Source organism: Neobacillus sp. B24, assembly GCF_055381825.1.
Window position 1 is genome coordinate 5,180,334 of sequence record NZ_AP035777.1, and the last position, 22,919, is coordinate 5,203,252.

General features: G+C 48.2%; 21 protein-coding genes. 8 read left to right on the forward strand and 13 right to left on the reverse strand.

The annotated features are described in order from the left end of the window. Positions 1-79: 79 nt before the first annotated feature. Entirely contained in the window at positions 80-334 is a 255-nt protein-coding gene (locus tag ACZ43M_RS25500; protein WP_464505313.1) for a GlsB/YeaQ/YmgE family stress response membrane protein, read from the forward strand. A gap of 839 nt (positions 335-1,173) precedes the next feature. Here ACZ43M_RS25500 and ACZ43M_RS25505 read toward each other — a convergent pair. Both ACZ43M_RS25505 and ACZ43M_RS25510 read right to left on the reverse strand, forming a co-directional pair. Then, complete coding sequence (locus tag ACZ43M_RS25505; RefSeq protein ID WP_464508115.1) at positions 1,174-2,049, reverse strand: CheR family methyltransferase; 876 nt, start codon at positions 2,047-2,049, stop codon at positions 1,174-1,176. 56 nt (positions 2,050-2,105) lie between these two features. After that, positions 2,106-4,934 carry a CHASE3 domain-containing protein gene (locus ACZ43M_RS25510; RefSeq protein ID WP_464505314.1) on the reverse strand — a complete coding sequence of 943 codons (2,829 nt, stop codon included), beginning with the start codon at positions 4,932-4,934 and terminating at the stop codon, positions 2,106-2,108. Between the two features lie 177 nt (positions 4,935-5,111). Here ACZ43M_RS25510 and ACZ43M_RS25515 point away from each other — a divergent pair, with 177 nt between their 5' ends. Further along, positions 5,112-5,576, forward strand: coding sequence for a Dps family protein (locus ACZ43M_RS25515; protein ID WP_464505315.1), 465 nt, complete (start codon positions 5,112-5,114; stop codon positions 5,574-5,576). Positions 5,577-6,001: 425 nt separating this feature from the next. Here the strand turns inward: ACZ43M_RS25515 and ACZ43M_RS25520 are convergent, their stop codons facing one another. From ACZ43M_RS25520 to ACZ43M_RS25540, 5 genes are all read right to left on the reverse strand, one after another. Continuing rightward, positions 6,002-7,135 carry a PP2C family protein-serine/threonine phosphatase gene (locus ACZ43M_RS25520; protein ID WP_464505316.1) on the reverse strand — a complete coding sequence of 378 codons (1,134 nt, stop codon included), beginning with the start codon at positions 7,133-7,135 and terminating at the stop codon, positions 6,002-6,004. Positions 7,136-7,249: 114 nt separating this feature from the next. Then, positions 7,250-8,047 (reverse strand): RNA polymerase sigma factor SigB, encoded by a 798-nt coding sequence (gene sigB, locus ACZ43M_RS25525; protein WP_464505317.1) that lies wholly within the window; start codon positions 8,045-8,047, stop codon positions 7,250-7,252. Then, positions 8,013-8,483 (reverse strand): anti-sigma B factor RsbW, encoded by a 471-nt coding sequence (rsbW, locus tag ACZ43M_RS25530; protein ID WP_464508116.1) that lies wholly within the window; start codon positions 8,481-8,483, stop codon positions 8,013-8,015. Before rsbW ends, sigB begins: the two co-directional genes overlap by 35 nt. 16 nt (positions 8,484-8,499) lie before the next feature. Further along, positions 8,500-8,811: an anti-sigma factor antagonist gene (locus ACZ43M_RS25535; protein WP_464505318.1), complete on the reverse strand. Its 312-nt coding sequence runs from the start codon at positions 8,809-8,811 to the stop codon at positions 8,500-8,502. 153 nt (positions 8,812-8,964) lie between these two features. Continuing rightward, positions 8,965-9,837: a magnesium transporter CorA family protein gene (locus ACZ43M_RS25540; protein ID WP_464505319.1), complete on the reverse strand. Its 873-nt coding sequence runs from the start codon at positions 9,835-9,837 to the stop codon at positions 8,965-8,967. Between the two features lie 183 nt (positions 9,838-10,020). On the opposite strand from ACZ43M_RS25540, the gene ACZ43M_RS25545 reads away from it, so the two are divergent. Further along, the gene (locus tag ACZ43M_RS25545; protein ID WP_464505320.1) at positions 10,021-10,290 is read left to right on the forward strand and encodes a hypothetical protein; all 270 of its coding nucleotides are present in this window, start codon (positions 10,021-10,023) and stop codon (positions 10,288-10,290) included. A gap of 100 nt (positions 10,291-10,390) precedes the next feature. Then, positions 10,391-11,077, forward strand: coding sequence for a TrkA C-terminal domain-containing protein (locus ACZ43M_RS25550; RefSeq protein WP_464505321.1), 687 nt, complete (start codon positions 10,391-10,393; stop codon positions 11,075-11,077). 122 nt (positions 11,078-11,199) lie between these two features. Here the strand turns inward: ACZ43M_RS25550 and ACZ43M_RS25555 are convergent, their stop codons facing one another. After that, entirely contained in the window at positions 11,200-12,498 is a 1,299-nt protein-coding gene (locus tag ACZ43M_RS25555; protein WP_464505322.1) for a hemolysin family protein, read from the reverse strand. 73 nt (positions 12,499-12,571) lie between these two features. Continuing rightward, positions 12,572-14,068: a mechanosensitive ion channel gene (locus tag ACZ43M_RS25560; protein ID WP_464505323.1), complete on the reverse strand. Its 1,497-nt coding sequence runs from the start codon at positions 14,066-14,068 to the stop codon at positions 12,572-12,574. Positions 14,069-14,586: 518 nt separating this feature from the next. On the opposite strand from ACZ43M_RS25560, the gene ACZ43M_RS25565 reads away from it, so the two are divergent. From ACZ43M_RS25565 to ACZ43M_RS25575, 3 genes are read left to right on the forward strand one after another with little or no spacing between them, the layout of a single operon-like run. Then, entirely contained in the window at positions 14,587-14,835 is a 249-nt protein-coding gene (locus tag ACZ43M_RS25565) for a hypothetical protein (RefSeq protein WP_464505324.1), read from the forward strand. 49 nt (positions 14,836-14,884) lie between these two features. Next, positions 14,885-15,055, forward strand: a complete 171-nt coding sequence (locus ACZ43M_RS25570) for a CsbD family protein (protein ID WP_464505325.1) — start codon at positions 14,885-14,887, stop codon at positions 15,053-15,055. A 48-nt stretch (positions 15,056-15,103) separates the two neighbouring features. After that, positions 15,104-16,147 carry a general stress protein gene (locus ACZ43M_RS25575; RefSeq protein WP_464505326.1) on the forward strand — a complete coding sequence of 348 codons (1,044 nt, stop codon included), beginning with the start codon at positions 15,104-15,106 and terminating at the stop codon, positions 16,145-16,147. A 208-nt stretch (positions 16,148-16,355) separates the two neighbouring features. Here the strand turns inward: ACZ43M_RS25575 and ACZ43M_RS25580 are convergent, their stop codons facing one another. The 3 genes from ACZ43M_RS25580 to ACZ43M_RS25590 all read right to left on the reverse strand — a co-directional run bounded on the left by ACZ43M_RS25580 (position 16,356) and on the right by ACZ43M_RS25590 (position 19,057). Further along, the gene (locus tag ACZ43M_RS25580) at positions 16,356-17,945 is read right to left on the reverse strand and encodes an Mbeg1-like protein (RefSeq protein WP_464505327.1); all 1,590 of its coding nucleotides are present in this window, start codon (positions 17,943-17,945) and stop codon (positions 16,356-16,358) included. A 12-nt stretch (positions 17,946-17,957) separates the two neighbouring features. Then, positions 17,958-18,722: a hypothetical protein gene (locus tag ACZ43M_RS25585; protein ID WP_464505328.1), complete on the reverse strand. Its 765-nt coding sequence runs from the start codon at positions 18,720-18,722 to the stop codon at positions 17,958-17,960. 140 nt (positions 18,723-18,862) lie between these two features. Further along, positions 18,863-19,057, reverse strand: a complete 195-nt coding sequence (locus ACZ43M_RS25590; RefSeq protein ID WP_464505329.1) for a hypothetical protein — start codon at positions 19,055-19,057, stop codon at positions 18,863-18,865. 229 nt (positions 19,058-19,286) lie between these two features. On the opposite strand from ACZ43M_RS25590, the gene ACZ43M_RS25595 reads away from it, so the two are divergent. Continuing rightward, positions 19,287-21,149, forward strand: coding sequence for a beta/alpha barrel domain-containing protein (locus ACZ43M_RS25595; protein ID WP_464505330.1), 1,863 nt, complete (start codon positions 19,287-19,289; stop codon positions 21,147-21,149). Between the two features lie 247 nt (positions 21,150-21,396). On the opposite strand, the gene nuoN is transcribed toward ACZ43M_RS25595, so the two are convergent. Further along, positions 21,397-22,914 carry an NADH-quinone oxidoreductase subunit NuoN gene (gene nuoN, locus ACZ43M_RS25600; protein ID WP_464505331.1) on the reverse strand — a complete coding sequence of 506 codons (1,518 nt, stop codon included), beginning with the start codon at positions 22,912-22,914 and terminating at the stop codon, positions 21,397-21,399. Positions 22,915-22,919 lie beyond the last annotated feature (5 nt).

The window sequence follows — 22,919 nt, forward strand, 5'->3', positions numbered from 1 at the left end:
GTTTCGTAACAGTTTAGAGGTTTCATTTTTTCAACCAGCGGGTACGTAATCAATATCACGTTGAAAGGGGATGACATTCATGGGATTACTTTGGTCATTAATTATTGGAGGAATCATCGGCTGGCTGGCCGGACTTATTTTGGATCGTGACGTGCCTGGTGGAATTATCGGAAATATTATCGCTGGATTTATCGGTGCGTGGCTCGGCTCACTGCTGTTGGGCGGCTGGGGCCCGGTCATCGGGGGCTTCTATTTCATTCCCGCCCTCATCGGCGCCATCGCCCTCGTCTTCATCCTCAGCCTCGTCCTCCGCAGCGCCAAACGAACCAGCTAATGGAAGCAAGAGCCCGACTCTCTGCTTCAAATATAGAAAAGACTGCTATCGATGGCAGTCTTTTTTCATGACTTTTTTTAAAATTGTCACTTCGGGTTTGGGTTTCGGGGGTGGACCTGCCCTCAATGAGTATTGGCGTAGTCGGATGCTTAATTTTTTGCATTTGCTACTCCAATCAAGCCTATTGGCTTAGTCGAGGGAGGATTTTCCTGCAGTTACTGCGTCAATCAAGCCTATTGGCGTAGTCGAGGGCCATTTTTCCTGCGGTTACTGCGCCAATCAGGCCAATTGGCGTAGTCGAAGACTATTTTTCTCATGTTCACTACTCCAATAGAAGACATTGGAGAAATAGGCTCCAATCAATTTCTTGAAGACACATTTTGACTTTATTCAAGGGATTCTATCCTCAACAAGCCTCATTGAGGACACTTCCCTCCTTTTTTCAATGAGTTCTGTCCTCTATAAGCCTCATTGAGGACACTTCCCTCCTTTTTTCAACGGGTTCCGTCCTCTATAAGCCCCATTGAGGACACTTTGCTCCTTTTTTCAACGGGTTCCGTCCTCTATAAGCCTCATTGAGGACACTTCCCTCCTTTTTTCAATGAGTTCTGTCCTCTATAAGCCTCATTGAGGACACTTCCCTCCTTTTTTCAACGGGTTCCGTCCTCTATAAGCCCCATTGAGGACACTTTGCTCCTTTTTTCAACGGGTTCCGTCCTCTATAAGCCCCATTGAGGACACTTTGCTCTCTACTTCAACACATTCTGTCCTTAACAACGTCTATTGAAGTTGCTTTGCCCAGTTTTCCTGGCGGTCCGTCCTCTATCCCTTCAAAGAAATTAACGTCCCGCTCCGACACCTTTCCGGTAAATCCGTTCCTGTGCGTTGAATTCTTCATATTGAAGTTCTGTTGGCAAAAAGATAATCGATTCTTTACTCCCAAGACCAAGGAACCCGCCCACGGCCAGGCTGTCGTAGAACAGGCGGTGAACCTGCTGCTGCAGGCCGTTGGCAAAATAGATCATGACGTTGCGGCAAAGGATCACGTGGAACTCGTTAAACGAGCCGTCGGTGACCAGATTGTGCTGGGCGAAAATCAGGTTGTCGTCCAGCAGCGGCTTAAAATACGCACATTGGTGATCGGTCACGTAGTACTCGGAAAAGGCCTTTGTTCCACCGGCCTTCAAGTAATTTTTTGTGTATTGCTGCATTTTTTTGAGCGGGAACGCGCCCTTTTGCGCGGCAGACAGGGCCTTTTCGTTCATATCGGTGGCGTAAATTTTTGTCTTCTCGGCCAGCCCCTCTTCATGCATGAGAATGGCCATCGAATAGACTTCCTCACCGGTCGCACAGCCCGCATGCCAGATGCGAATCTCTGGAAGATCATTCAAGAGCGGTACCACCTCGGTGCGAAACGATGCAAAGAAACTGGGGTCGCGGTACATCTCTGTCATTCGAATCGACAGATCGTTCAACAATCGCTCCAAAACCCCGGGCTCGTGCAGCACTTTTTCCAATAACGCGGTGATCGTCGGGAGACGCTCGCTCTTCATCCGATTCAAAATCCTTCGTGTCAACGAGGTCCGGACATAGCCGCGAAAGTCGTAGCCGTACATTTGATACAGGGCCTCTAGCAGCAAATTGATTTCAATCTCCTGAACCTCGGTAAGCGCAAATGGCTCCGGCTCATTTGTAAAGTCAGCTGCAGGCGACAGCTGAGGCACCTCGGCCTCAGCAATATTCCTTATTTTTGGTTGGCTCGTTAAACTTTTCACTCCGGCTTCACCTGCTCTGTCAGCCATACCCGCATCAACGAGAAGAGCTGGTCGATATTCAAGGGCTTCGTGATGTAATCGGAGGCCCCCGCCTCCATGCATTTGTCGCGTTCGCCCTTCATTGCCTTGGCCGTCAGCGCGATAATTGGCAGATCCAAGAGCCCGAGCTCGCCGCGGATAACCGTCATCGCCTCATAGCCACCCATGACCGGCATCATGATGTCCATAAAAATCAGGTCAAAATCGGATCCTCCGTCTCGTAAAATTTCGATCGCCCGACGTCCGTTACTCGCGACCTGGACTGTGACACTCTTGCGCTCCAGCGCCGTGACCAGCGCGAACACGTTGCGGCTGTCATCCTCGACAAGCAGCACTTTCTTTCCATTAAATAACTCATCATCGGAGGTGTATTCCGCTTCAGTAACCTCTGTGGCAACCAATTCTTCTGCGAGCAATTCCTCAGTCTCTGCCTCCACCTCAACGGAACCACCGACAGCCACTTCATCGAATGCTGAAAAAATATCGTTCTCGGTATCGAGCATGCTCGGGAGATATAACGTAAACGTGCTACCCTTGCCGACCTCGCTCTCGACTTCGAGGGCACCACCCAGCAAGCGGGTGAATTCGCGGCAAATCGAAAGCCCGAGCCCTGTCCCGCCGTACTGCCGGTTCGTCGTCCCGTCGACCTGCTGAAACGCCTCAAAAATAATTTGCTGTTTTTCTTGCGGGATGCCTATGCCGGTATCTGTTACCGAAATCGCTAGTACTGGCCAAGTGTTCCGCATTTTTGCTGTTTTCTCGATCTCGTCACTCTGATACTGTTCGATTCCCCCAGCCGCTTCGACCCCTCCATCCTGACCAATTTCCCCAGCTCCCGCCATCCCAATCCGTACCGTCACCGATCCCTGTTCGGTAAACTTGAACGCGTTGGACAACAAATTTTTCAATATTTGCTGGAGGCGCTGGCCGTCCGTTGAAATCACCGGCGGCACATCATGCTCGGTAACGATCTCAAACGTTAAATTCTTCTTCGCCGCAACCGGGTCGAACAAGCTTTTCAGTGTTTGCGGCAGCTCGGTGACATTCACTTCATCTGTTAAAATTTCAATTTTTCCTGCCTCAATTTTCGATAAATCAAGAATATCGTCAATCAACCTCAGTAAGTCAGCGCCGGATGTGTGGATGACGCGGGCGTATTCGCCGACTTCTTCCTCGTCCAAATCCGTTCCGGTTTCCATCAGCATTTGCGACAAGATTAAAATACTGTTCAACGGCGTCCGCAGCTCATGCGACATATTCGCGAGAAAATCAGTCTTGTACTGCGAGCTCACCTGGAGCTTGCGCGAATAATCCTCGAGCTCATCCTTCGCTTTTTTCAGCTCGTACGCTCGCTGTTCGGCAAACTGCTTCTGTTCCTCCAAATACTCATTGGCTATTTTCAGCTGCTCCTGCTGCATTTGCAATTCCTCGGACTGGGCTTGAAGCTCTTCGGATTGTGCCTGGAGTTCCTCAGTCATGACCTGCGACTCGCCAAGCAGCCGCTCGACCTCCATCCGCCCGAGCACACTGGTAATTGACGAGCCGAACTTATCCTGCAGCAGGTCGAGCAATGTCAGGTGCTGCGACAGGAACGGCTGCATCGCCGCGAACTCGACAACTGCCTCCACCCGGCCCTCATATAAGATTGGCGCCACTAATAAATTCCGCGGTGACGACGCTCCTAAGCCGCTTGTCACTTTCATGTGCTCCTCCGGCAATGTGTCAATGAGGAAAATCCGCTGATCAAGCGCGGCCTGGCCGACCAAGCCTTCCCCGAACTGAAAACTGGCCTTAATGTCCACCTCATCAGCCGCAGCGTAACCGGCAACCTTGACGAAGTGTACCTCACCGCCATGTGTCCGGCGCAGATAGACGACCCCGTAACAGGCCTCAAGCAGCGGCGCGAGCCAGGTGATGAACTTTTGCGCCAGCTCGTTGATGTCAGTAATCCCCTGATACATCACGGATATTTCCGTCATACTTTTTTGCACCCATTGCTGTTTTTCAAGACTGCCAAGCAGGCTGTTCATTGCCTCAGCGAGCTCGCGCGTCTCATCGTTACTCTTCACGCTAATCCTCGTCGTCAAGTCCACCTTTGAATCGGTAATATTTTTAATCGTCTTCACGACCTGTTTAATCGTTTTGACAATCGAATTCGACAGGAACAACGCAGTTGCCATCGTCATCACCGTGACCAAGATGATAATCGCATATAAGATAATTTTTAAATTGGTATTGTTTTGACTAAGCTCACTTGTGCGGTCCTCGGTGAGTTTCTTCTCATTTTCCAAAAAAGAAGTCAGCTGGGTGCGGAGCTGGTCGGTTACCTTCTTGCCAGTCTGCTCCTGGAAATGCTTGGCCAGCGCTGTATCATTGCCTGCCCGCTTTTGATTGATATAATATTCCCCGGTACTCGCTACCCAGTTTTGAATAAGCGGCTTTATCTCCTCCAGATTGCGCTGCTGGCTGCTGTTATCAGCCAACAAAGAATGGAGCTTGTTGTAGTTGTCAAGCCAGCTGCGGTTGCCCTGGTGGTACGGCTCGAGATACTCCTCCTGCCCGGTCAGCACATAGCCGCGCATCCCGGTTTCCATCTCGAGGACATTTTTTTGAATCTGATTTACTAGGTCGTGAACTTCCATATCGTGCTGCGAAATGAATTCAACCTCACTCTGCAGTGCCGTCATCCTGTTAATGACAATGAGCAGCGACAACACGAGGCAAATCAGGATTGTCAAATAGGCGGTAATGATTTTGGCATGAATGCTGAAGTTGATGCCCTTCATCACGGCCACCCCCTTCTGTTTTTTCAAAAATTATCTATATCTATCATATCGTTTCTATTAAATCCACCCAATGGGGCATCTGTCCTGGGCCATTTTCCTTTTAAAAAAATTCCTTGTTTCAACTAGGGTGCGGGCGGGTATGCACTAGGTATCACCATTAAATGGAGGTTTTGAAAAATGGCTAGAACAAGTACAAAGGAAAAATCTATTTTACTATCAGAGACGCTGAACAAGCAGGTCGCAAATTTGTCAGTCCTGTATATGAAACTGCATCATTACCACTGGTATATAAAAGGAGACAACTTTTTCACCCTGCATGTAAAATTTGAAGAGTTGTACTCCGAGGCGGCCCTGCATGTTGATACGATTGCCGAGCGGCTGTTAGTCCTGGGCGGGACGCCGATTTCCACATTACAAGGCGCTTTAGAGCTGACTACAATTGAAGAAGCAACCGGCGACGAAACTTCGCAGGATATGGTTCAAACGCTGACTGATGACATCCATACCATTTGCACCGAGCTTACCGAAGGAATCACGTCGGCCGAGGACAACGATGACCAGCCGACCGCCGATCTCTTCACGTCGATTCGGGCCTCGCTTGAAAAACACCGCTGGATGCTGAAAGCATATCTCGCGGAATAATCACGGGCAACACGGGCTAGGTGCTGGCTCTTCGCTGGCACCTGTTTTTTTAATAGGATCTTCTGTTCTATTGAACACCGTTTATTTGGATCGATTTGTTTTTAAAGGTGACATTTTTCGTCGACCCCTTTTTGATTTGCCCTCATTGTGGTGAAAGACCAGAATAAGTTGAAAAATGACCAGATTATCGGAAAAATTGACCAGATTATCAAAAAAACTGACCAGATTACCTAATGAAATGACCAGATTAATTGAATTTCCGACCAGAAAACATGAAAAGGAAAGTGCATTTTACAAAAAGAGGAAATTTAAAGACGTTTATGCGGATACTTCTCACCCGTTCCATGTCATTACTAATCTCATAACCCCTTTATGAGTCACTTTGTCACTATGACCTAAACCACAGTAACCATTTTCAAAAAAAATCACCTCGTCGAAACCATCACCAAGCACATATCATCCTTCTGTGCCTGGATGGGTTCGGTGCTTGGCAGCAGTGTCTCCAGCAATGCCTCAGGATCATCCGCCGCCCGCAGGCCATCAATCAGCTTCAGCGTCGCGTCCTCGTATTCCTCCTCCAGCCACTCTGACAGCCCGTCGGTAAACAGCAGAATCCTTGCCTCTTCCTGATACGGAATCACACCTTTGGTTACTTCTATTTTTTCAAAAAAGCCAAGCGCGCAGCAGCCTTGGTCCAGCAGCTGCAATTGTCCATCGACAAGCGCGAGCCCCGCCGGGTGGCCGGCATTGACGTACTCAATTGTCTTGTTCTCGGTGTCCAAAACAAAGTAAATCGCCGTAAAATAGTAGTTTATTAGACTTTCCGGCATATGAAGCTGGTTCATGCGCCTGTTCAGCTCCTGCATTACCGCTTCCGGATCACCCAGTCCGGTAATACTATCCTTCAACGCCGAATAGATGTACATGCACACGAGTGACGATGAAATCCCGTGGCCCATCATATCAAGCAAAATAACCCCGTAAGTGTTGGGGCTGATTTGGTACCAGGTGTACAAGTCGCCGGCGAGCTCGAATGATGGCTTGTACACCGCAGAAATATTGACGTCGTTGTTCGCAAGCGGTTTGCCGAGGACACTGCGCTGGACCTGCTTGGCTAAATCCAGCTCAAATTGAATTCGTTTATCGCGCTCTTTGCGCAAATTTTTCTCGTGCTTCAGTCGCAGCACCGAGCGCATCCGGGCCAGCAGCTCGACCTTATTAATCGGTTTCATCACATAATCCAGGGCGCCGGCGTCCATCGCCTCGGCCATCTTATAAGAATCGCCCATTGCTGTGACAAAAATAATCGGCAGGTCATGAAACCGCTCGGTGGCGAGAATCGTCCGGCATGCCTCAATTCCATCGATTTCCGGCATCATTAGGTCCATTAAAATCAGGTCAACCGGTACCTCACGCGGTGTGGCCTCATCAAGCTGCAAATAGTCATACAGCTCCCGGGCTGAAGACAGTGACACAAGCTTATCGTAACCCGCCTTCTGCAGGATTTTTTCAATTATCATCAAATTCGTCAAATTATCATCCACAATTACAATATTCATAGCTGCCCCCAATCTTCTAGAAATGGTGAGATGAGTTGTTTATTGCGTTGACGCAGTGGGGGGTGAAAGCCCCATCTATTAACCAAATAGCATCCAGAAGGTGCCTCCATCTTTTCACCGCAGTACCGCATCAACTGTCTGCCCCCCGTTCCCGAGTGCCTGCTGCAATTTTTCCAGCGCTTTCTTCTGCAGCCGCGACACGTGCATTTGCGAGATTCCCAGATACTCTCCGGTCTCCCGCTGGCTTTTATTCGCAATAAACGTGCAATGAATAATCATTTTTTCCCGTTCCGACAGCACATCCAGTGCATCCTGGAGCAATAGTTTCTGCTCGACTTTTTCAAATCCGTCATCAGGAGTGCCGACAACATCGAGCACCGTGACCGCGCTGCCTTCCGAGCCCGCCTCAATCGTCTGATCAACGGAGGTTGCCTGGTAGCTCTTCCCCATCTCCATCGCTTCTAAAACTTCCTCCTCGGAAAGCTCCATATAGGCAGCGATTTCGTGAATCTTCGGTGAGCGTTGATACTGATTCGTCAGCTCGTCCACCACATTTTTCAGCTTTGGCCACACATCCTTGATTCGCCGCGGCACATGGACACTCCAGGTTTTGTCCCGTAAGAATCGCTTGATTTCGCCAATCACCGTCGGTATCATAAACGACTCAAACGGCCGGCCGACGCTGGCATCAAACCTTCGGATCGCCGACAATAGCCCAATCATCGCCACCTGTACGATATCCTCGTGGAGATTTTTCCCTTTGGAATATTTCCTGGCCAGGCTCCCGACCAAGGCTGCGTATTGCTCCACGAGCGCAGTTTGCGCCTCCGGACTTTCACTCTTCTGAAACTCCTGAATCAGCGCCTCAATTTCTTCCTTACTTCGTCCCCTGGTTTGCGATGGTTGTGTCATGAATATCACGCTCCCCACTCAGGTACTTCGCCATGAAGACCGTCACTCCGGAATTGTTCAATACTCGGACTTCATCCATCAGCGTTTCTATCAAAAATAGCCCTAACCCTCCCTCTGAAAGCTGTTCCACTGTACTATTTTCCGAATAAGGGCCAAGTTCATTTTTCTTCTCGATAAAATTAAAGCTCTTGCCGCTGTCAGCCACCGCCATTTCCAGCTTGTCTTCGTAAATTCCAAAGCCGACAATCACCTCGCCGCCCTCTTCCTTACCATACGCGTGCTGAACGGCATTGGTAATTGCCTCGCTTAAAGCAATTTTGATGTCCTCAATTTCCTCATATGTAAAGCCCATTCGGCTGGCAATTCCCGACAGTGTCAAGCGCATCACACCAACATACTCCGGCTTGGCCGGAATCTTCATTTCAATATAATCCATCACGTCGCCGATTCCCCTATCCTTTTATTTGCATCACGTGGCTTAATCCAGTTATTTCAAAAAGCCGCTGGAGCCTATCCGACAGATTCGTCAGCCTCAGCTCGCCGCCATTATTCTTCAGCTGTTTAAACAATCCAACAAACACACCAAGTCCGGTACTGTCCAAATACGTTACGTCCTGCAGGTTGACGGTTATCGTTTTATGATTCCCGTCAGCCAACGCCACCAATTCCTCCCGCAGTGTTGGCGCCGTAAACGCATCAATCTCCCCGGCTACTTTTACGGCAACATCCTTATCATTTTGGTTTTTGTCTATTGTTATATTCATCCATCCTCACCTCAACATGATTTATAGGTTACATACCCACTTTGTTAATATCCAAAACCTACTTTTTTAAAAAATTTTCTATTATTATACCAAAATATGCTAATTGATCGAATGAACCAGTTGACCTAGCACAATAGTAGGAACTTTGGGCTTCTATTGAAAAAAAGTCCCCTTCTTTTTCCCTTTTAGCAGGTCGCCGGTCCAGCCTTTCATTTTTAAATAGCCATACAGTACGCCCGTCGAGACCCCGATTAACAAGAGCGCCACCCCATACCCAAGCGGCCACTGCAGCTCCGGCATATGCTTGAAATTCATGCCCCACAAAGCACCGAATGCCATCACCGGGGTGAAAATCGTCGTCATGACTGTCAAGGTCTTCATAATTTCGTTTCCGCGATGTGACGAGATAACCTCCTCAAGGTTGATCATCGAATCAAGTGTCTGCTCATATTCCCGCAGCAAAGCCATCGCCCGCTTGATCCGTTTGCAGGTCGCGGTGAACACCCTGCTGCTGGAGTGCAAATCAAGCTCATCGATGACCATCCGCAGCTCATTCAGCGGAATCAACAGCCCCTTCGCTACCATCAATTCATGGCGCCGTTTATAGACAAGTTCGAGAATCCCCGTCTCATTCCGATTGCGCACGCACCAGACCAGCGTTTTCAGCTCCGCCTCAAACCGGTCTATCTCCACGAGCAGGTCATTTACTAACTCCCCTAGGAAAAATAAAAACCCGTCCACTGCATTTTCCATCCAATCGAGTTGTCGGTAAAACAAATCTCGATTTTGTGCCTCCCACTCCAAATCAACTGTGACCAACTCCTCCTTTGTCAAATAAAAATGGAAAATTTGATTATCGTTCTCCTTCGAAAAATTTTGCCGATAAACAAGCGAGCCCCTGACCACCTTTTCACCATTATCCAAAACGCTAACCCGCACACAATTCGTGTCATTCAAGGGCACCTCCGCCTCCTCCGGCCTCGCCTGCACCCACTTCCACTTGCCCTTCCCGAAAATCCTCTTCACTTAAACTCCCCCTCTTGGGACCATGGGGACGGTTCTCCTGGTCCCACGGCTTTAGCTGGGACCACAGGGACGGTTCTCTTGGTCCCGCGGTTTAAGCTATTACATTCCCGGAACCCTCCTCCGCAAAACATCGGTTTGACTTTTTTAAAATCGGGTATGTCTTGAGAAAAGGAGGTAATGACAATGGCAAAAGCATTAAAAATGGGAACTTTGTTGGCTGTGGGTGCTGGCGCGTCGGCTGCGTGGTGGTTATCGAATAAACCGAATCGGGTAAAAGCGGAGGTTCTGCTGCGGGACTGGAAACGAAAAATAAAGCCGAATGCATTCCAAAAATCAGAGCAGCTGCCGATAGAAAAAGGCGGCAACCCGCACCCGCATGACATCGAAGACAATAAAATGGTCGACGAAGGCGCCATGTACTCCGTGCAGTTCTATAACGAAAAAATCCAATAATAGCGGGACCACGGGGACGGTTCTACTGGTTCCGGCCATAGGGAATTGCTATGGGCAGGGCCACTGGCATCGTCCCCTGCTCTATGTGAGGTGACCCGAGATGGTAATTTTCCTACTTATCTACTTTATTATCATTTTGACGGTGATCGAAGTTTTTGTAGTATTGTTTCGGCTCACTAGGCTAAAGGTCGAGGTGTCACGGTTCCAGGTGATTTCGATGATGACGGGCACAGGCTTCACGACGGAGGAATCAGAGCTGATTTCCGGTCATCCAATCCGCCGCAGGCTGGCCACATTCCTTATCCTGTTCGGCGTCTTTTCCATGGCCGTCATCATCTCCTCGATTAGCGAATTCCTGTCAAACGGGCTGCGGCTGATGGAAATCGTCACCGTGGCGGCCGTCGTCCTCCTCATATTGGCTATTCTTAAGCTAAGCAGTGTTCAAAGGCTATTATTCTATTTGTTCAATCGAAAAATGGCACGGACTATCGAGCTCGCCGATTTTCCAATCCGGGAGATTTTTTTAAAAAATAACCAGGATACGTTGATTGGGCTTACAGTTTATCAAGATTCCCAGCTTGCTAACCAGAGTATCCGTGAGGTCGTCCCTCACATTGATGAGCTGGACCTCAGCATCTTGTTCATCCAACGCGGCAGCATCACCATCCGCAAAAACATCAACCATACCCGCCTCCAGGAAGGCGACCAACTCCTGTTGTACGGCATTAAAAAAGTGGTGTTAGGAACATTCCAGCACGACATTAAGGTGATGAAGAAACATTCCTGACCTCGTTTACCCACCCATACAAAAAAGACTGGCAGCTCTCCACTCACTGCCAGTCTTTTTTTGGGGGGATGAAGTTTCTACTCTTGCTTTTTTGGAACCAGTAGAACCGTCCCCCTGGCTCCTCATGTCTTTTGAATCTCCAGATATAAGATGTGGTAGCCGCTTGCTTCATGTATTTTGAACATCCAGCTCTCTGCTTCGACACATGCACGGGCGTCGAGTTGCGGTGCATTGTATTGCGTGAGGAACCAGCCGCCGATTGTGTCGACGTCTTCAGCGGTCAGGTTGATGTTGAGCAGCCCGTTGACGGCAGCGATTGGCACTTTGGCATCGACAATATAGTGATTTTCCTTAACCGTGCGGATTTCTGCAATTTCATCGGTATCAAATTCATCGCGCACTTCGCCAACGATTTCCTCGATGATGTCCTCGACCGTTACCAGGCCTGAGGTGCCGCCATATTCATCTAGCAATATCGCCATGTGAATCCGCTCCATCTGCATCCTTACCAGCAAATCGTGAATCGGAATAGTTTCAATTACCCGAATCACCGGCTGGATATACGATTTGATTTTCCAATTTTCATAACGCCCCTTATTCATCAATCTCGCCGTAAAAAACCTTTTTACGTTCATCACGCCAATAATATGATCCTTATCGCCTTCCACAACCGGATAGCGGGTATATCCCTCACACTTTAGCTTTTGCATGACATCACGAACCGGGTCATCAACACAGATGCAGCTCATTTCCAGCCGCGGCACCATAATTTCCTTGGCGGTGCGTTCATCGAATTCAAAAATATTGGTCACATACTGGTACTCGTACTGATTAATTTCTCCCTGCTCTAGGCTTGCCGCCAGCAGCAAGCGCAGCTCTTCCTCGGAGTGAGCCAGCTCCTGCTCCGTGGCCGATTTCAAGCCGAAGACGCCGGCAAGCGCCCGTGCCGAGTTGTTCAGCGCCCAAATAAATGGGTGCATGATTCTGTTAAACAGGATGATTGGCTTCGCGAACAGCAGCGTAATTTCCTCCGCTTTCTGAATGGCGACACTCTTTGGCGCCAATTCACCGACAACGACATGCAGATACGTGACAGAAATAAAGGCAAGAACAAAGGAACATAGCTCGGTCAGCGATTCGTTTAGATGTAAAGCCGCGAACAACGGGTGCAGCAACTTTTCCACCGTCGGTTCCCCGAGCCAGCCGAGCCCGAGCGCTGTCACTGTAATGCCCAGTTGGCAAGCAGACAGGTATTCATCGAGGTGGGTAACCACTCGCTTCGCATCACCCGCCCCCTTCTTCTTCGCCAGAATCAATTCATCAATCCGCGACGGCCGCACCTTCACAATCGCAAACTCCACCGCCACAAAAAAACCAGTAAGTAGGATGAGCAGCGCGATTAACAACAATTTCACCATCATCCGGCATCCCTCCCCTCTTTTTTAAAAAATAACAATCCGAAATCGGCTGCCGATTCGGATTGTTATTTTCTGTTTACGGTCTCATATTCTCATCGAGCTTGTTATCCAGCTTACGTAAATATTTCGCGGTGAAGTCCTTACCCCCTAGACCAAATGACAGTCCGAACGCCAAGGCCAATCCTCCCAATAAAAGAATAAATGCTGCATTGACGATGGAATGAGCGACACCCAGCTGATCAAGCGCCATAAAGACAGTAACGGTGAAAATGGCGTATTTGGCTACCACTGCAAGTGTGCGGGCATAGCTCTTCTTAACCACATTTCTGACAATCCGATCTGCCAGATTTCCGACATACAAACCGATACCCAAGATGACTAGTGCGGCAAACAGCATTGGCAGGTAGGCCAGTATGGCTGACGCCAGTGTTACCAAGAAATCCAATCGTACAATTTGCAAGGCTTCCACGGTGAACAACAGGACAATCACTATTTTAACGAGGAGCCCGACAAGCTGTGACAGGCTGTACTTCGATTGCTGGGGCGTTAATGAACCAATCCCCATGTGGTGAAATAAGTTGTCAAACCGCAGACGCCACAGCATTTGCACTACTACTTTTTCGACCCATTTCCCGAGCCAGATTCCGGCCAAAATCAGGATCACGGCGACCACAATGTTCGGAATCAGCGCGACCACTTTATGCAGCATCGCAATGGCCGGCGCGGACACACCGTCTAAGTCCAATTTTTCCAAGGCGGTGATGATGGTTGGAATCAGAATTAAGATAAACGCAATATTACCCACAATACCAGCGAGGTCAAGCTTGCCCGTGACTCCAAACCGTTCGCTCAATTTCTCCGAGCCAATGCTTTTTAAAAAATTCGTCAAGATATCGCGGACCAACTTCGCGATTAGCCAGCCGATAAACAAAATGATGGCTGCGGCAAACAGCTTCGGGATAAAGGACAGGAAGCTTGTCAGAATGCCTTCAACCGGTTCTGAAACACCGTCGATTTGTAGTGCACCCAGGACCCCTGGTAAGAACAGCAGCAGGATGAAGTAGAACTGGGCTTTGGCAATTCTGGACACTTTCTCGTGGCCATCACTTTCGGTCTTCGCCATGTTCCATTTTTTTAATTTTGTTGGCAAATGGACTGCGGCTGCGCCCTTTTCAAAAACTTTGCGCAGGAAGGTGGCAACTACCCAGGCAAATAGCAGGATTAGCGCAGCTTTTAATACGTTTGGAATCGCGCCGGTGATTGCCGATAGCATTCGCACTAGCGGTGAGGCAATAAAACTAAGGTTCAGCATATTAAAGAAGATAATTAACACAAACACCAGTAATAAGTAGTAAACCAGTTTTCCGATGATTTTTTCTGAGGAGTACCGTTTGGTGCCAAAGTTTGAAAAGAGCCGGTCGTCAAAGCTCGTTTTTCTTAGGGCAGCTTCGACCAGCTTGCCTAGCTTTTTGGCAACCAGCCAGCCGACTACTACTAGAAGAAGTGCGAAAATTAGGTTCGGCAGCCGGTCGGTGTATATGTACCATCCGGCCATCATATCTTGCAGATTCATAAAAACCTCTCCTTTTCTCTGTTTATTTGGGTTTGGTTTGTCATGCTCTGATAGGTATATAACCACGTTTTGAAAAAATGAAACTTGTTTTTCTCTCGACTACTAACGAAAAATTGGGTATTGGCGTAGTCGGCGGCCTTTTTTCGCGCCTCTACTGCTCCAATAACGCTCATTGGCGTAGTCCAAGACCTTTTTTCGTGCTTCCACTGCTCCAATAACGCTCATTGGCGTAGTCTGCGGCCTTTTTTCACCCCTCCACTACTCCAATAACACTTATTGCCGTAGCCAAAGACCTTTTTTCGTACTTCCACTACTCCAATAACTAGCATAGGCCTAGTAGTAGGAATTCCCCCTCCTTTCTATTGCTCAAATTACCTCTTTCAAAATCAATATTAGCCAGGATCCTTCAAAAAAATGTTTCAACCATTTTTCCGCTGGGAATATAAATGGTGCACGGCAAACGAGTTGGAAGCCAAATAGCTTTTGATTCTTCAAAAAATACTTGGGAGGGAAATCGAATGGATTTGAATCGCAAGAATTTAGTCGTTGCCGGTATGGCTGCGTTATTGACCTTTGGCGGGTTGGCCGGTTGCGGTGATGGCGTTGACCAGGATAATGGCCTGAGTGACGGCAAGCAAAAAGACCAACTTGACCAAGAAACAAAGGAAGAGGCCAAGGGTTCGCTGAATGAAGCAAAAGAAAATATTAAAGAAGCGATGAAAGACGTCGAAAAGGAACTTAATGAAAAGAGCAAGGAACAGCAGTAAATTTTTTCAAAAATATAAGGTTTTCACTAAAGAAAAGGAGGCAGTAACCATGAATAAGGATAAAGTAAAAGGCAGTGTTGATCAGGTAAAAGGTGAGCTGAAGGAGCAATATGGCCGGTTAACCGATGACCAGTCCAAGGTCGCCGAGGGGAAGATTGACAAGGCGAAGGGGAAATTAAAAGAAGGTTACGGCGAGGTCAAAGATAAACTAACAGATTAATAACTAGATTATTTAATAAAAATCTACTATATAAGAGGAGGAACGAAAATGGACAAGCATGAAAAGAACGTTGTTGGTGTTTTTGATAGTGAGCAGGAAGCAATTGCGGCGATTGATGAGTTGTTGGAAAGAGGCTACAGCAAAAATGAAATCTCGGTAATTGGGAAACACGTGGACCATGTTACGGGAGAAACGGGAGCAGCTGTTGAAGAATCGGCGGCGACCGGTGCGATTGCCGGCGGAGCGCTCGGCGGGGTTACCGGGTTGTTGGCCGGCGCCGGGGCATTGGCAATCCCGGGGATTGGCCCGTTAATCGCCGCCGGTCCAATTGCGGCCAGTATTGTCGGTGCTGTCACCGGTGCTGGCTTGGGCGGATTGACCGGAGCACTTGTCGGAATGGGCATTCCCGATGATGAAGCGGAGTACTATGAAAACTCAATTAAGGAAGGAAAAATCCTTGTGCTAGTGGAAAAACGGCCGGCCGATCACCCAAATGACCGGAACTATTTACATGATCATATGGAAGATCGCTCCGCTACACTAGTGGCAGGTCACCCTCAAGAGGTGCGGGACCAGGAAGATGATGAGTTTATTCCTGAAGGCCATCCGCAGCAGATTTCTGGTGATGCAATGCTGGGGATTGAGGATGAGCTTCCCCCTTCAAACCGGATAAGGTCAGATGAAGCTGGAATACAAAGGGAAGACGAGTTTATTCCGGAGCAAAGGTCATTTCCAGGTACAGACTATCATTCTCGTACAATGGGGTCGACGATTGATGAGGATATAGATATGGAGAGGGGATCTGCTTTGGACGAGGTCCCGGCTGGAAGGGAGAGCGGGGCTGCTTTGGACGAGGTGGAATCTACTCGAGAAAATACTTCACGTAACAAAAAGTTGTCCTTGAAGGATGACCCAGCTTCAGACAAAGACGGCTCCTCCTTGAAAGGCGGGTCAACCCCAATTGACAAAGCCAATAACAGCTCGATGGTCCGAGACTATGAGGAAGTTAAGCGACTGGGCAATGAAATGGAAGAAAACAAAACCGCAAAGGAACTCCGGGAGGAACACCTCAGATCCGACCCCATTCAATAGGAAACTTGGAACCTGCCTCACTAACCCGACCATGACCCTAAAATAAAACAATAGCAAAAAGGAGAGGCCCCCCTGCCTCTTCTTTTTGTATTAATACCAGAACTTTGACTGTACAAGTCGGGTGTCCACCCCACGCGGACAAATCCCCTCATTTGTCCACGCGTGGTGCCTGACACCACTTACCATTTATTTACATATTTAAATCCAACTAAAACGCGTTCGCCGCGGCAAAAATCTGCCGCTCACACTGCTCTAGCTCGTCGGCAGCCCGGTTTAGATATTGAATGCATCCCATCAGGTCGTAGTCATAGCCGACCTTATACTGCATCAGCAGCATCGGAAGTTTATCCTCCAGATCAACCAACCCAGTCAGCGCAGTTATACTGCGGTCGACACTGGTAATGCGCTGCTGCACACGTGACAGTCTGTCTGCCAGCTCCCGCAGCCTTACGATATTAACGCTAATTTCCGAATGGACGTAGCCGCCTTTTCCAGCGTTCCACCACTTTTTCATAGAATCTCCAAGAGAGCTGAAGAAGCCCTTGACCTCAGCGATGAGTTGATTTTTAAAGTCGCGGAAGCCATCTGCCATTTTACTGTAAAGTTTGCCGAGATCCAGCGTCGTTTTTACAATGAACGTCATAACCTGTGCCTGCAGTTTATCAATGAACTCTTGAACATTCTCAATGACGATATCTGCAATCGTGGCGACCAAGGTAACCGCGAGCATGACCACCACCGCCTGAATCAGCAGTTTGACCGTAACCACGGCGCCGACCGGATTGAGCAGCGCCAGGGCCGCTGCGGCTATTATCAAGTTCTTCGGCTTGATTGCACCGCTCCATACCGCAAACACAGTTTCGACAAAGCCCTTCAGCAAAGGATTCGGCAGTTTCTGCAGGCCGCGCGTCAATTTTTCAATAAACCGGCAGGAAAAATTCTTGTCCTGGGATGATGAGCGTTTCAACACGCCGTCCTCTTGTGCAAAATGGTGGAGAGCGTGGGCATCCATTAACTTGGTGAACGGATCAAGTATCCCCTTTAAGCCCCCGGAATGAACGGATGAGGTTTCGATGATAATCGGTGTGGTCAGATTGTAAAGCAGCGATGACACGAGGTCGTCTTCGTTTTGAAACTCCTTAATTCTCGGGGCCATCTCTTTGATGGCTGCTTCGTTGGTGTCCAGAAATTCCTTATTAACGCCCGGAGCGTTATATGTAAATACCCCAGTAATCCGATTGCGAATCTCTTGCTCGGCTAGTACTGAGCTGGCCAGGGTCACGTTGCCGCCCAGAGAATGACCGGTAATGGATATGGCGCCGTATTTTTCACCGTATGTGTTGACGTATTCCACCGCTTCCCGCTGCTGCCAGGTCAATTTTTCATACACGGAGGAGCCGTTGTTTTTCCAGTCATTGAGGTTGGCAGGATCAGACATGTCTTCACTGCCGCGAAAAGCGATGACAGCCTGGCCCTGTTCGGGTTCAAAGGTGTAGCCGACAAATCCGGAATTCTCATTGTGATCCACCACATTCGTGATTTTCCAATCTTGGTACTTGGATTTTCCACTACTTAGTTCATACATACTTTGCTTATAGACTTCGAACTCAGCAGGTGTTCTGAACCTTTCCCTCATTCCGTCAAAATCTTCGAGGTCGGTTTTATATTCATTGATCAGATCCCCGACAGTCAATGGCCGTTCCATACTTATATCTGCCAAATTGGCGTTGTTGGCAATATCAAAATAGACTAAATCAGAAAGGATTTTGTGATCAATCTCAGTGACTTTAGCTGACATCCCCATCCCTCCCTATGATTTAAAATGATTTATGACTTCCCCAATACTCTGCTGCTTCTTTCCATCTTTGATCTCCATCCGGGCGTTCAACACGCTGTTTTCCTGATCAGAGTAATACTTGTACATTTCCAGCAGATTGTTAAACTCGTTATATTTTTCATTTAATTCAGCAAAGGCTTCAGGCTTTAAGTAAAACACGTGGATATTCGTTTTCTTAATTCCTTCCGTAATGATCTTGTCAGCTAATTGATCGACCTTCGCTGCCTCTGCGGCCGGATCAACACCAGCACTTGCCCTAACAAAGATATCAATATTGACCGTATTTTTTGGATATTGCTCCAAATATTGTGCAACTCCCATTTTCTTATCATTTAGCTTTCGATCGGGAAAGGCTAAACCTGGTGAGGACATTTGTGTTTTCACATTTAGCTCAGATGAAAATATTGGCTTTGCGAGCTTCGAAGCTGCATCGTCCAATTTATGTGCCATCACCGCATTCATGTAGCTATCCCAAATTTCCTTGTGATCCTTTGTGATTTCCGCTTTAAATTTCAAATCTGGCTTATCTTTGGGCTGCACATTTGCCTTTAACGTGTTGGTTGTCCGGGTTCCATACCCACCGCCAATCCCTGTCACCTCAAAATCCTCACCGTACTTCTGCTCCAGATAACTTTCAATCTTAGCAACCGCCTCCTCCTTCGAAGAATTGCAGGCCGCTAAAGATAATAAAGGGAAAATCGCCATAACTGCAAACACCGCCCTCTTGAAATAATTCATTTCGTCTCTCCTCTGTCCGATCGGAACCACGGGGACGGTTCTACTGGTGCTTTCTGCCTCTCCCCTGGCCGATTCTATTTTTCTATATTGCAGAACCATGGCAGAACCATGGGGACGGTTCTACTGGTCCCAGGCTGTTTCTATTTTCCAATAGAGTATAGTTGGTTTTTGATGTTTTTATACTTGTCCGAGATTTCATGAAGCCGCTTGGTACACAGTTCGGCGCCAATTCCCTTGAACGCCGTCAATTCGCCGGCGACGCCCTCAAGCTCCCTGCTGATCACTGCCAAATCATTGATAATCTCATATTTTTCCTGCTTTGCCCGCTGTTCCATCGTTGGGGACCTCCCACCATCTTTTTTCTCTTAACATATTTTAACAATAGTTCAGGAACTCCGTGAGAGACTTTTATCCTTTTTGATGCTTTGTTTATCCGACTATTTTCTTATAAAGTTTTTAGAGAATAACTAATTTGAGTTTTCCCTCCAAACTTAGTGCACCGGATCGCCATAATATATAGTAAAATAATGGTAATGCATAACGACAAAGGAGGCGGAATCTGCAATGCCTGACTGGTCCTATCATCCCCTGTTTAAGCCGATACTCCAGAAGCTGCCTCCCACATTTAGCCGGGAGTTCATTCACAGTGGAATGAGCCTGTTAGCCTGCAATTCTGTCGGAGTGGGCTTGATTGAATTTCTTGGTCATTTGGCCCCTTCGAGCAAACTGGAGAAACAAGTTTTCGGTGTTGTCGTTCCCTCTCCCGTTGGATTGAGTGGCAAGATTGACCCACACTTATCCGGACTGACCGCCTTTCAAAATCTTGGCTTCGGTTTTATCGAACTTGGTCCAGTCAGCCTGAAGGGGTCCACGCATGAGGAAGAACTTCGTATCGACCCCGCCAGGGAACTAATATGGCAAGAACACGCCATTTCCATTAGGCTTTCTACCATTAAGGAACGGCTCCACTCTATTAAAAACAAGAAACTTCCATTTTTTATAAGAGCAGAGGGAACGTTTGAAGAAATTACCAGGATTTGCGACGAGCTGCTTCCATATAGTGATGGGTTTATCGTCAACAGCGAAGTATTTAAATCACCTACTCAATATGCTCATTTTCTTCAAAAAATGAATAAGCCTGTTATTTTGGCCTATTCGGTAGGGAATTTCAATGAGCTCGGAAACTATCATCCTAGCGGAATACTTCTTGAAGGTGAGTTGATCGATTACCTCAGCGCTATTCGGGATGTCGTTGGGGCCGACGTACCGATTATCACATCAGGCGGGATACGCGAGCCGGCAGATGGTGTGAAACTGTTGGAGGACGGGGCTTCCCTTGTTTTGTTGGACTATGAATACGTATTTGCCGGACCCGGGCTGCCAAAGCGGATTAATGAGGCCTATAGCCACCGGCACCCGGAGGAATCTGTCCCGCTGGCAGGCTGGCTTTCAGATGTGCCTGTGCCTTCGACGCCTTGGCTATCGGATGAACCTGTGCTTTCGGCAGGCTGGCTTTGGTATTGGCTGTTTGGCTTGGCGATTACGATTGCTGGATTCATTGCACTATTTTTTAGCATGACCGCCATCATCCTGCCATACGATGAATCCTTTTTAGAGATTTTGAGGGGCGATATTCTCGCATTTAATCCGGCGATTTTGTATTTTATGGCACATGACCGAATGACGCTGTCCGGCACGATGATATCGGGTGGGATTATCTATATGCAGCTTGCGAAGCATGGGGTCCGGAACGGCCTGCACTGGGCAAGGAGAGCCATTAACATCGCTGGTATTCTTGGTTTTGTTGGTATTTTACTTTTTATTGGCTACGGCTATTTTGATTGGCTTCATGGCCTGTTTTGGCTGATTCTATTACCGTTGTTTATTTTCGGATATACGAAATCCAAAAATGTGGTTGCAGCACCATCGAGCACCAACCTTTTCAATCATCGCTTCTGGAAGTGGAGCTTGATTGGCCAGTTATCGTTCGTCGTGTTAGGGTGTGCCTTAACGGTCGGAGGCGGTGTTATCTCGGTTATTGGCGCAACCGGGGTGTTTGTGCCAACGGATCTTACATACTTATGCCTGACGCCGGAAATGTTGAATGAGTTTAATGAGCGGTTAATCCCTGTCATTGCCCATGACAGGGCCGGGTTTGGCAGTGCGCTGCTCAGTGTCGGCCTGCTTGTCCTGACGCTTGCCTTATGGGGAATTCGTGAAGGGGAACGCTGGGTCTGGTGGACGCTTGCGGTTGGGGCGATTCCAGCCTTTGCAGCCGGGATCATCACTCATTTCATCATCGGTTATACCGATTTTGTCCATTTATTACCTGCTTATATTGCTTTCGGTCTCTATCTGATTGGGGTCATTTTCACTGCGCCATTTTTATTTTTGAAAAATGGCGGTAGAGATTACGATGGAGTCTAATCTTGTTTGAAAACCCCCTAAACAACCCAACTCGACAAAAAAGAAGAGGTCCCCCAACCTCTTCTTTTCCTTATAAACCCCTTTATTGACCGTTCAATCTAGTAGTGTCCACCCCACGCGGACAAATCCCCCAATTTGTCCACGGATGGTGCCTGACACCATTAACACCACTGACACCACTAACACCACTAACAACATTAACAGCATTTACAACATTAGTATCAGCGAAACTCTTACCTACCCTTACCTACTGACTAAAGAAATCAGTCAGCACGTCGAGATGGTTGTTCATGAAGTCTAACGCCAGGTTTGGCATTACTCCGAACAGTACGCTGCCAACGACAGCAATGATCAACACAACTAGGATGCCAAACGGAATGTTGAATTTGCTTTCGTCAGACGCCGGACGGAAGAACATTTGTGCCATGACGCCAAAATAGTAGAAGTAGGATACTACCGTTGCCGCAATCATGATCGATGCCAGCACGTAGTGTGGCTGCTGCACCGCGAATGTTCCCATAAAGATGTTCAGTTTGCCGATGAAGCCTGCTGTGCCCGGGAAGCCCGCCAACGAAACGAGCAGAATGCCCATCGCCACGGCCAAGACTGGAGCACGGCGGTACAGGCCGGCAAAGTCGGTGATATTTTCCGATCCGGTCTTCGCTGTTACCACCTGAATCACCGCGAACGCGCCGAGGTTCATGAATAGGTAGGCAAGCAGGTAGAACCACATTGTATAGAAAATATTCGGTGTCATCGTCGTTAACGCCACCAGCAAGTAGCCGGCGTGGGCGATCGAAGAGTAAGCAAACATCCGCTTGATGTTTGTCTGCTTCAATGCCACCACGTTACCGATGATCATCGTTGCACCCGCCAACACGGCGATGTAGTTTTGCATATCGTACATGATTGGCGCAGAACCAGGGCCATCTGTGGCCGCTGAATAGAATACAGTTAATAATATCCGTAACACAATCACGAAACCGGCTGTTTTGGAGACAACGCTCAAGAACGCGGTAACTGGTGTCGGCGCGCCTTGGTAGACGTCCGGTGCCCACATGTGGAACGGAGCGGCTGCCAGCTTAAATGCCAAGCCGACTAACACCATCAGGAACGACAATCCAAGCAGGTACGCCTGCTGGCCGTCCATCAACTGTGACAGCTGGCCGGCAATCTGCAACAGATTAGTCGTGCCGGTCAAGCCGTACACGTAGCTTAGTCCGAACAATACTACCGCGGAAGAAATACTGCCGTTGATGACATATTTCAACGCCGATTCGTTGGACTGCAGATTATTTTTACGAATACCCGCCAAGATATAAGAAGAAATCGATAATAATTCAAGACCGACGTACAGCGTAATTAAATCGCCACTCGAGGTCATAATCATTCCGCCAAGCAAGGCAGTCAGGAACAGGTAATAGAACTCGCCTTTATAAAGCTCCAGCCCTTCCTTCGCCTCGTAGCTGACAGCGAGAAACAGTACCAGACCAGCGCCGCCAAGCAAGAGCAGCTTAAACGCAATCGCAAAGCTGTCCAAGCGGAACGTATCGTCGAGAATCGACTCCACCTTACCGCCGGCAAGAGGCACCAACGACACCATCGCCGCGAACACGGCAGCAATGCCGATCCAGCCGAGGATTTTCCGGTCCAACGTTTTTGGCATAAATAAATCAAAGATTGTTAACAGAGCAATCACGCCAAGGATGATGAACTCCGGGACCATGACGCTCCAGTTGTATGATAATAATGTATCAAGACTCATCCTTC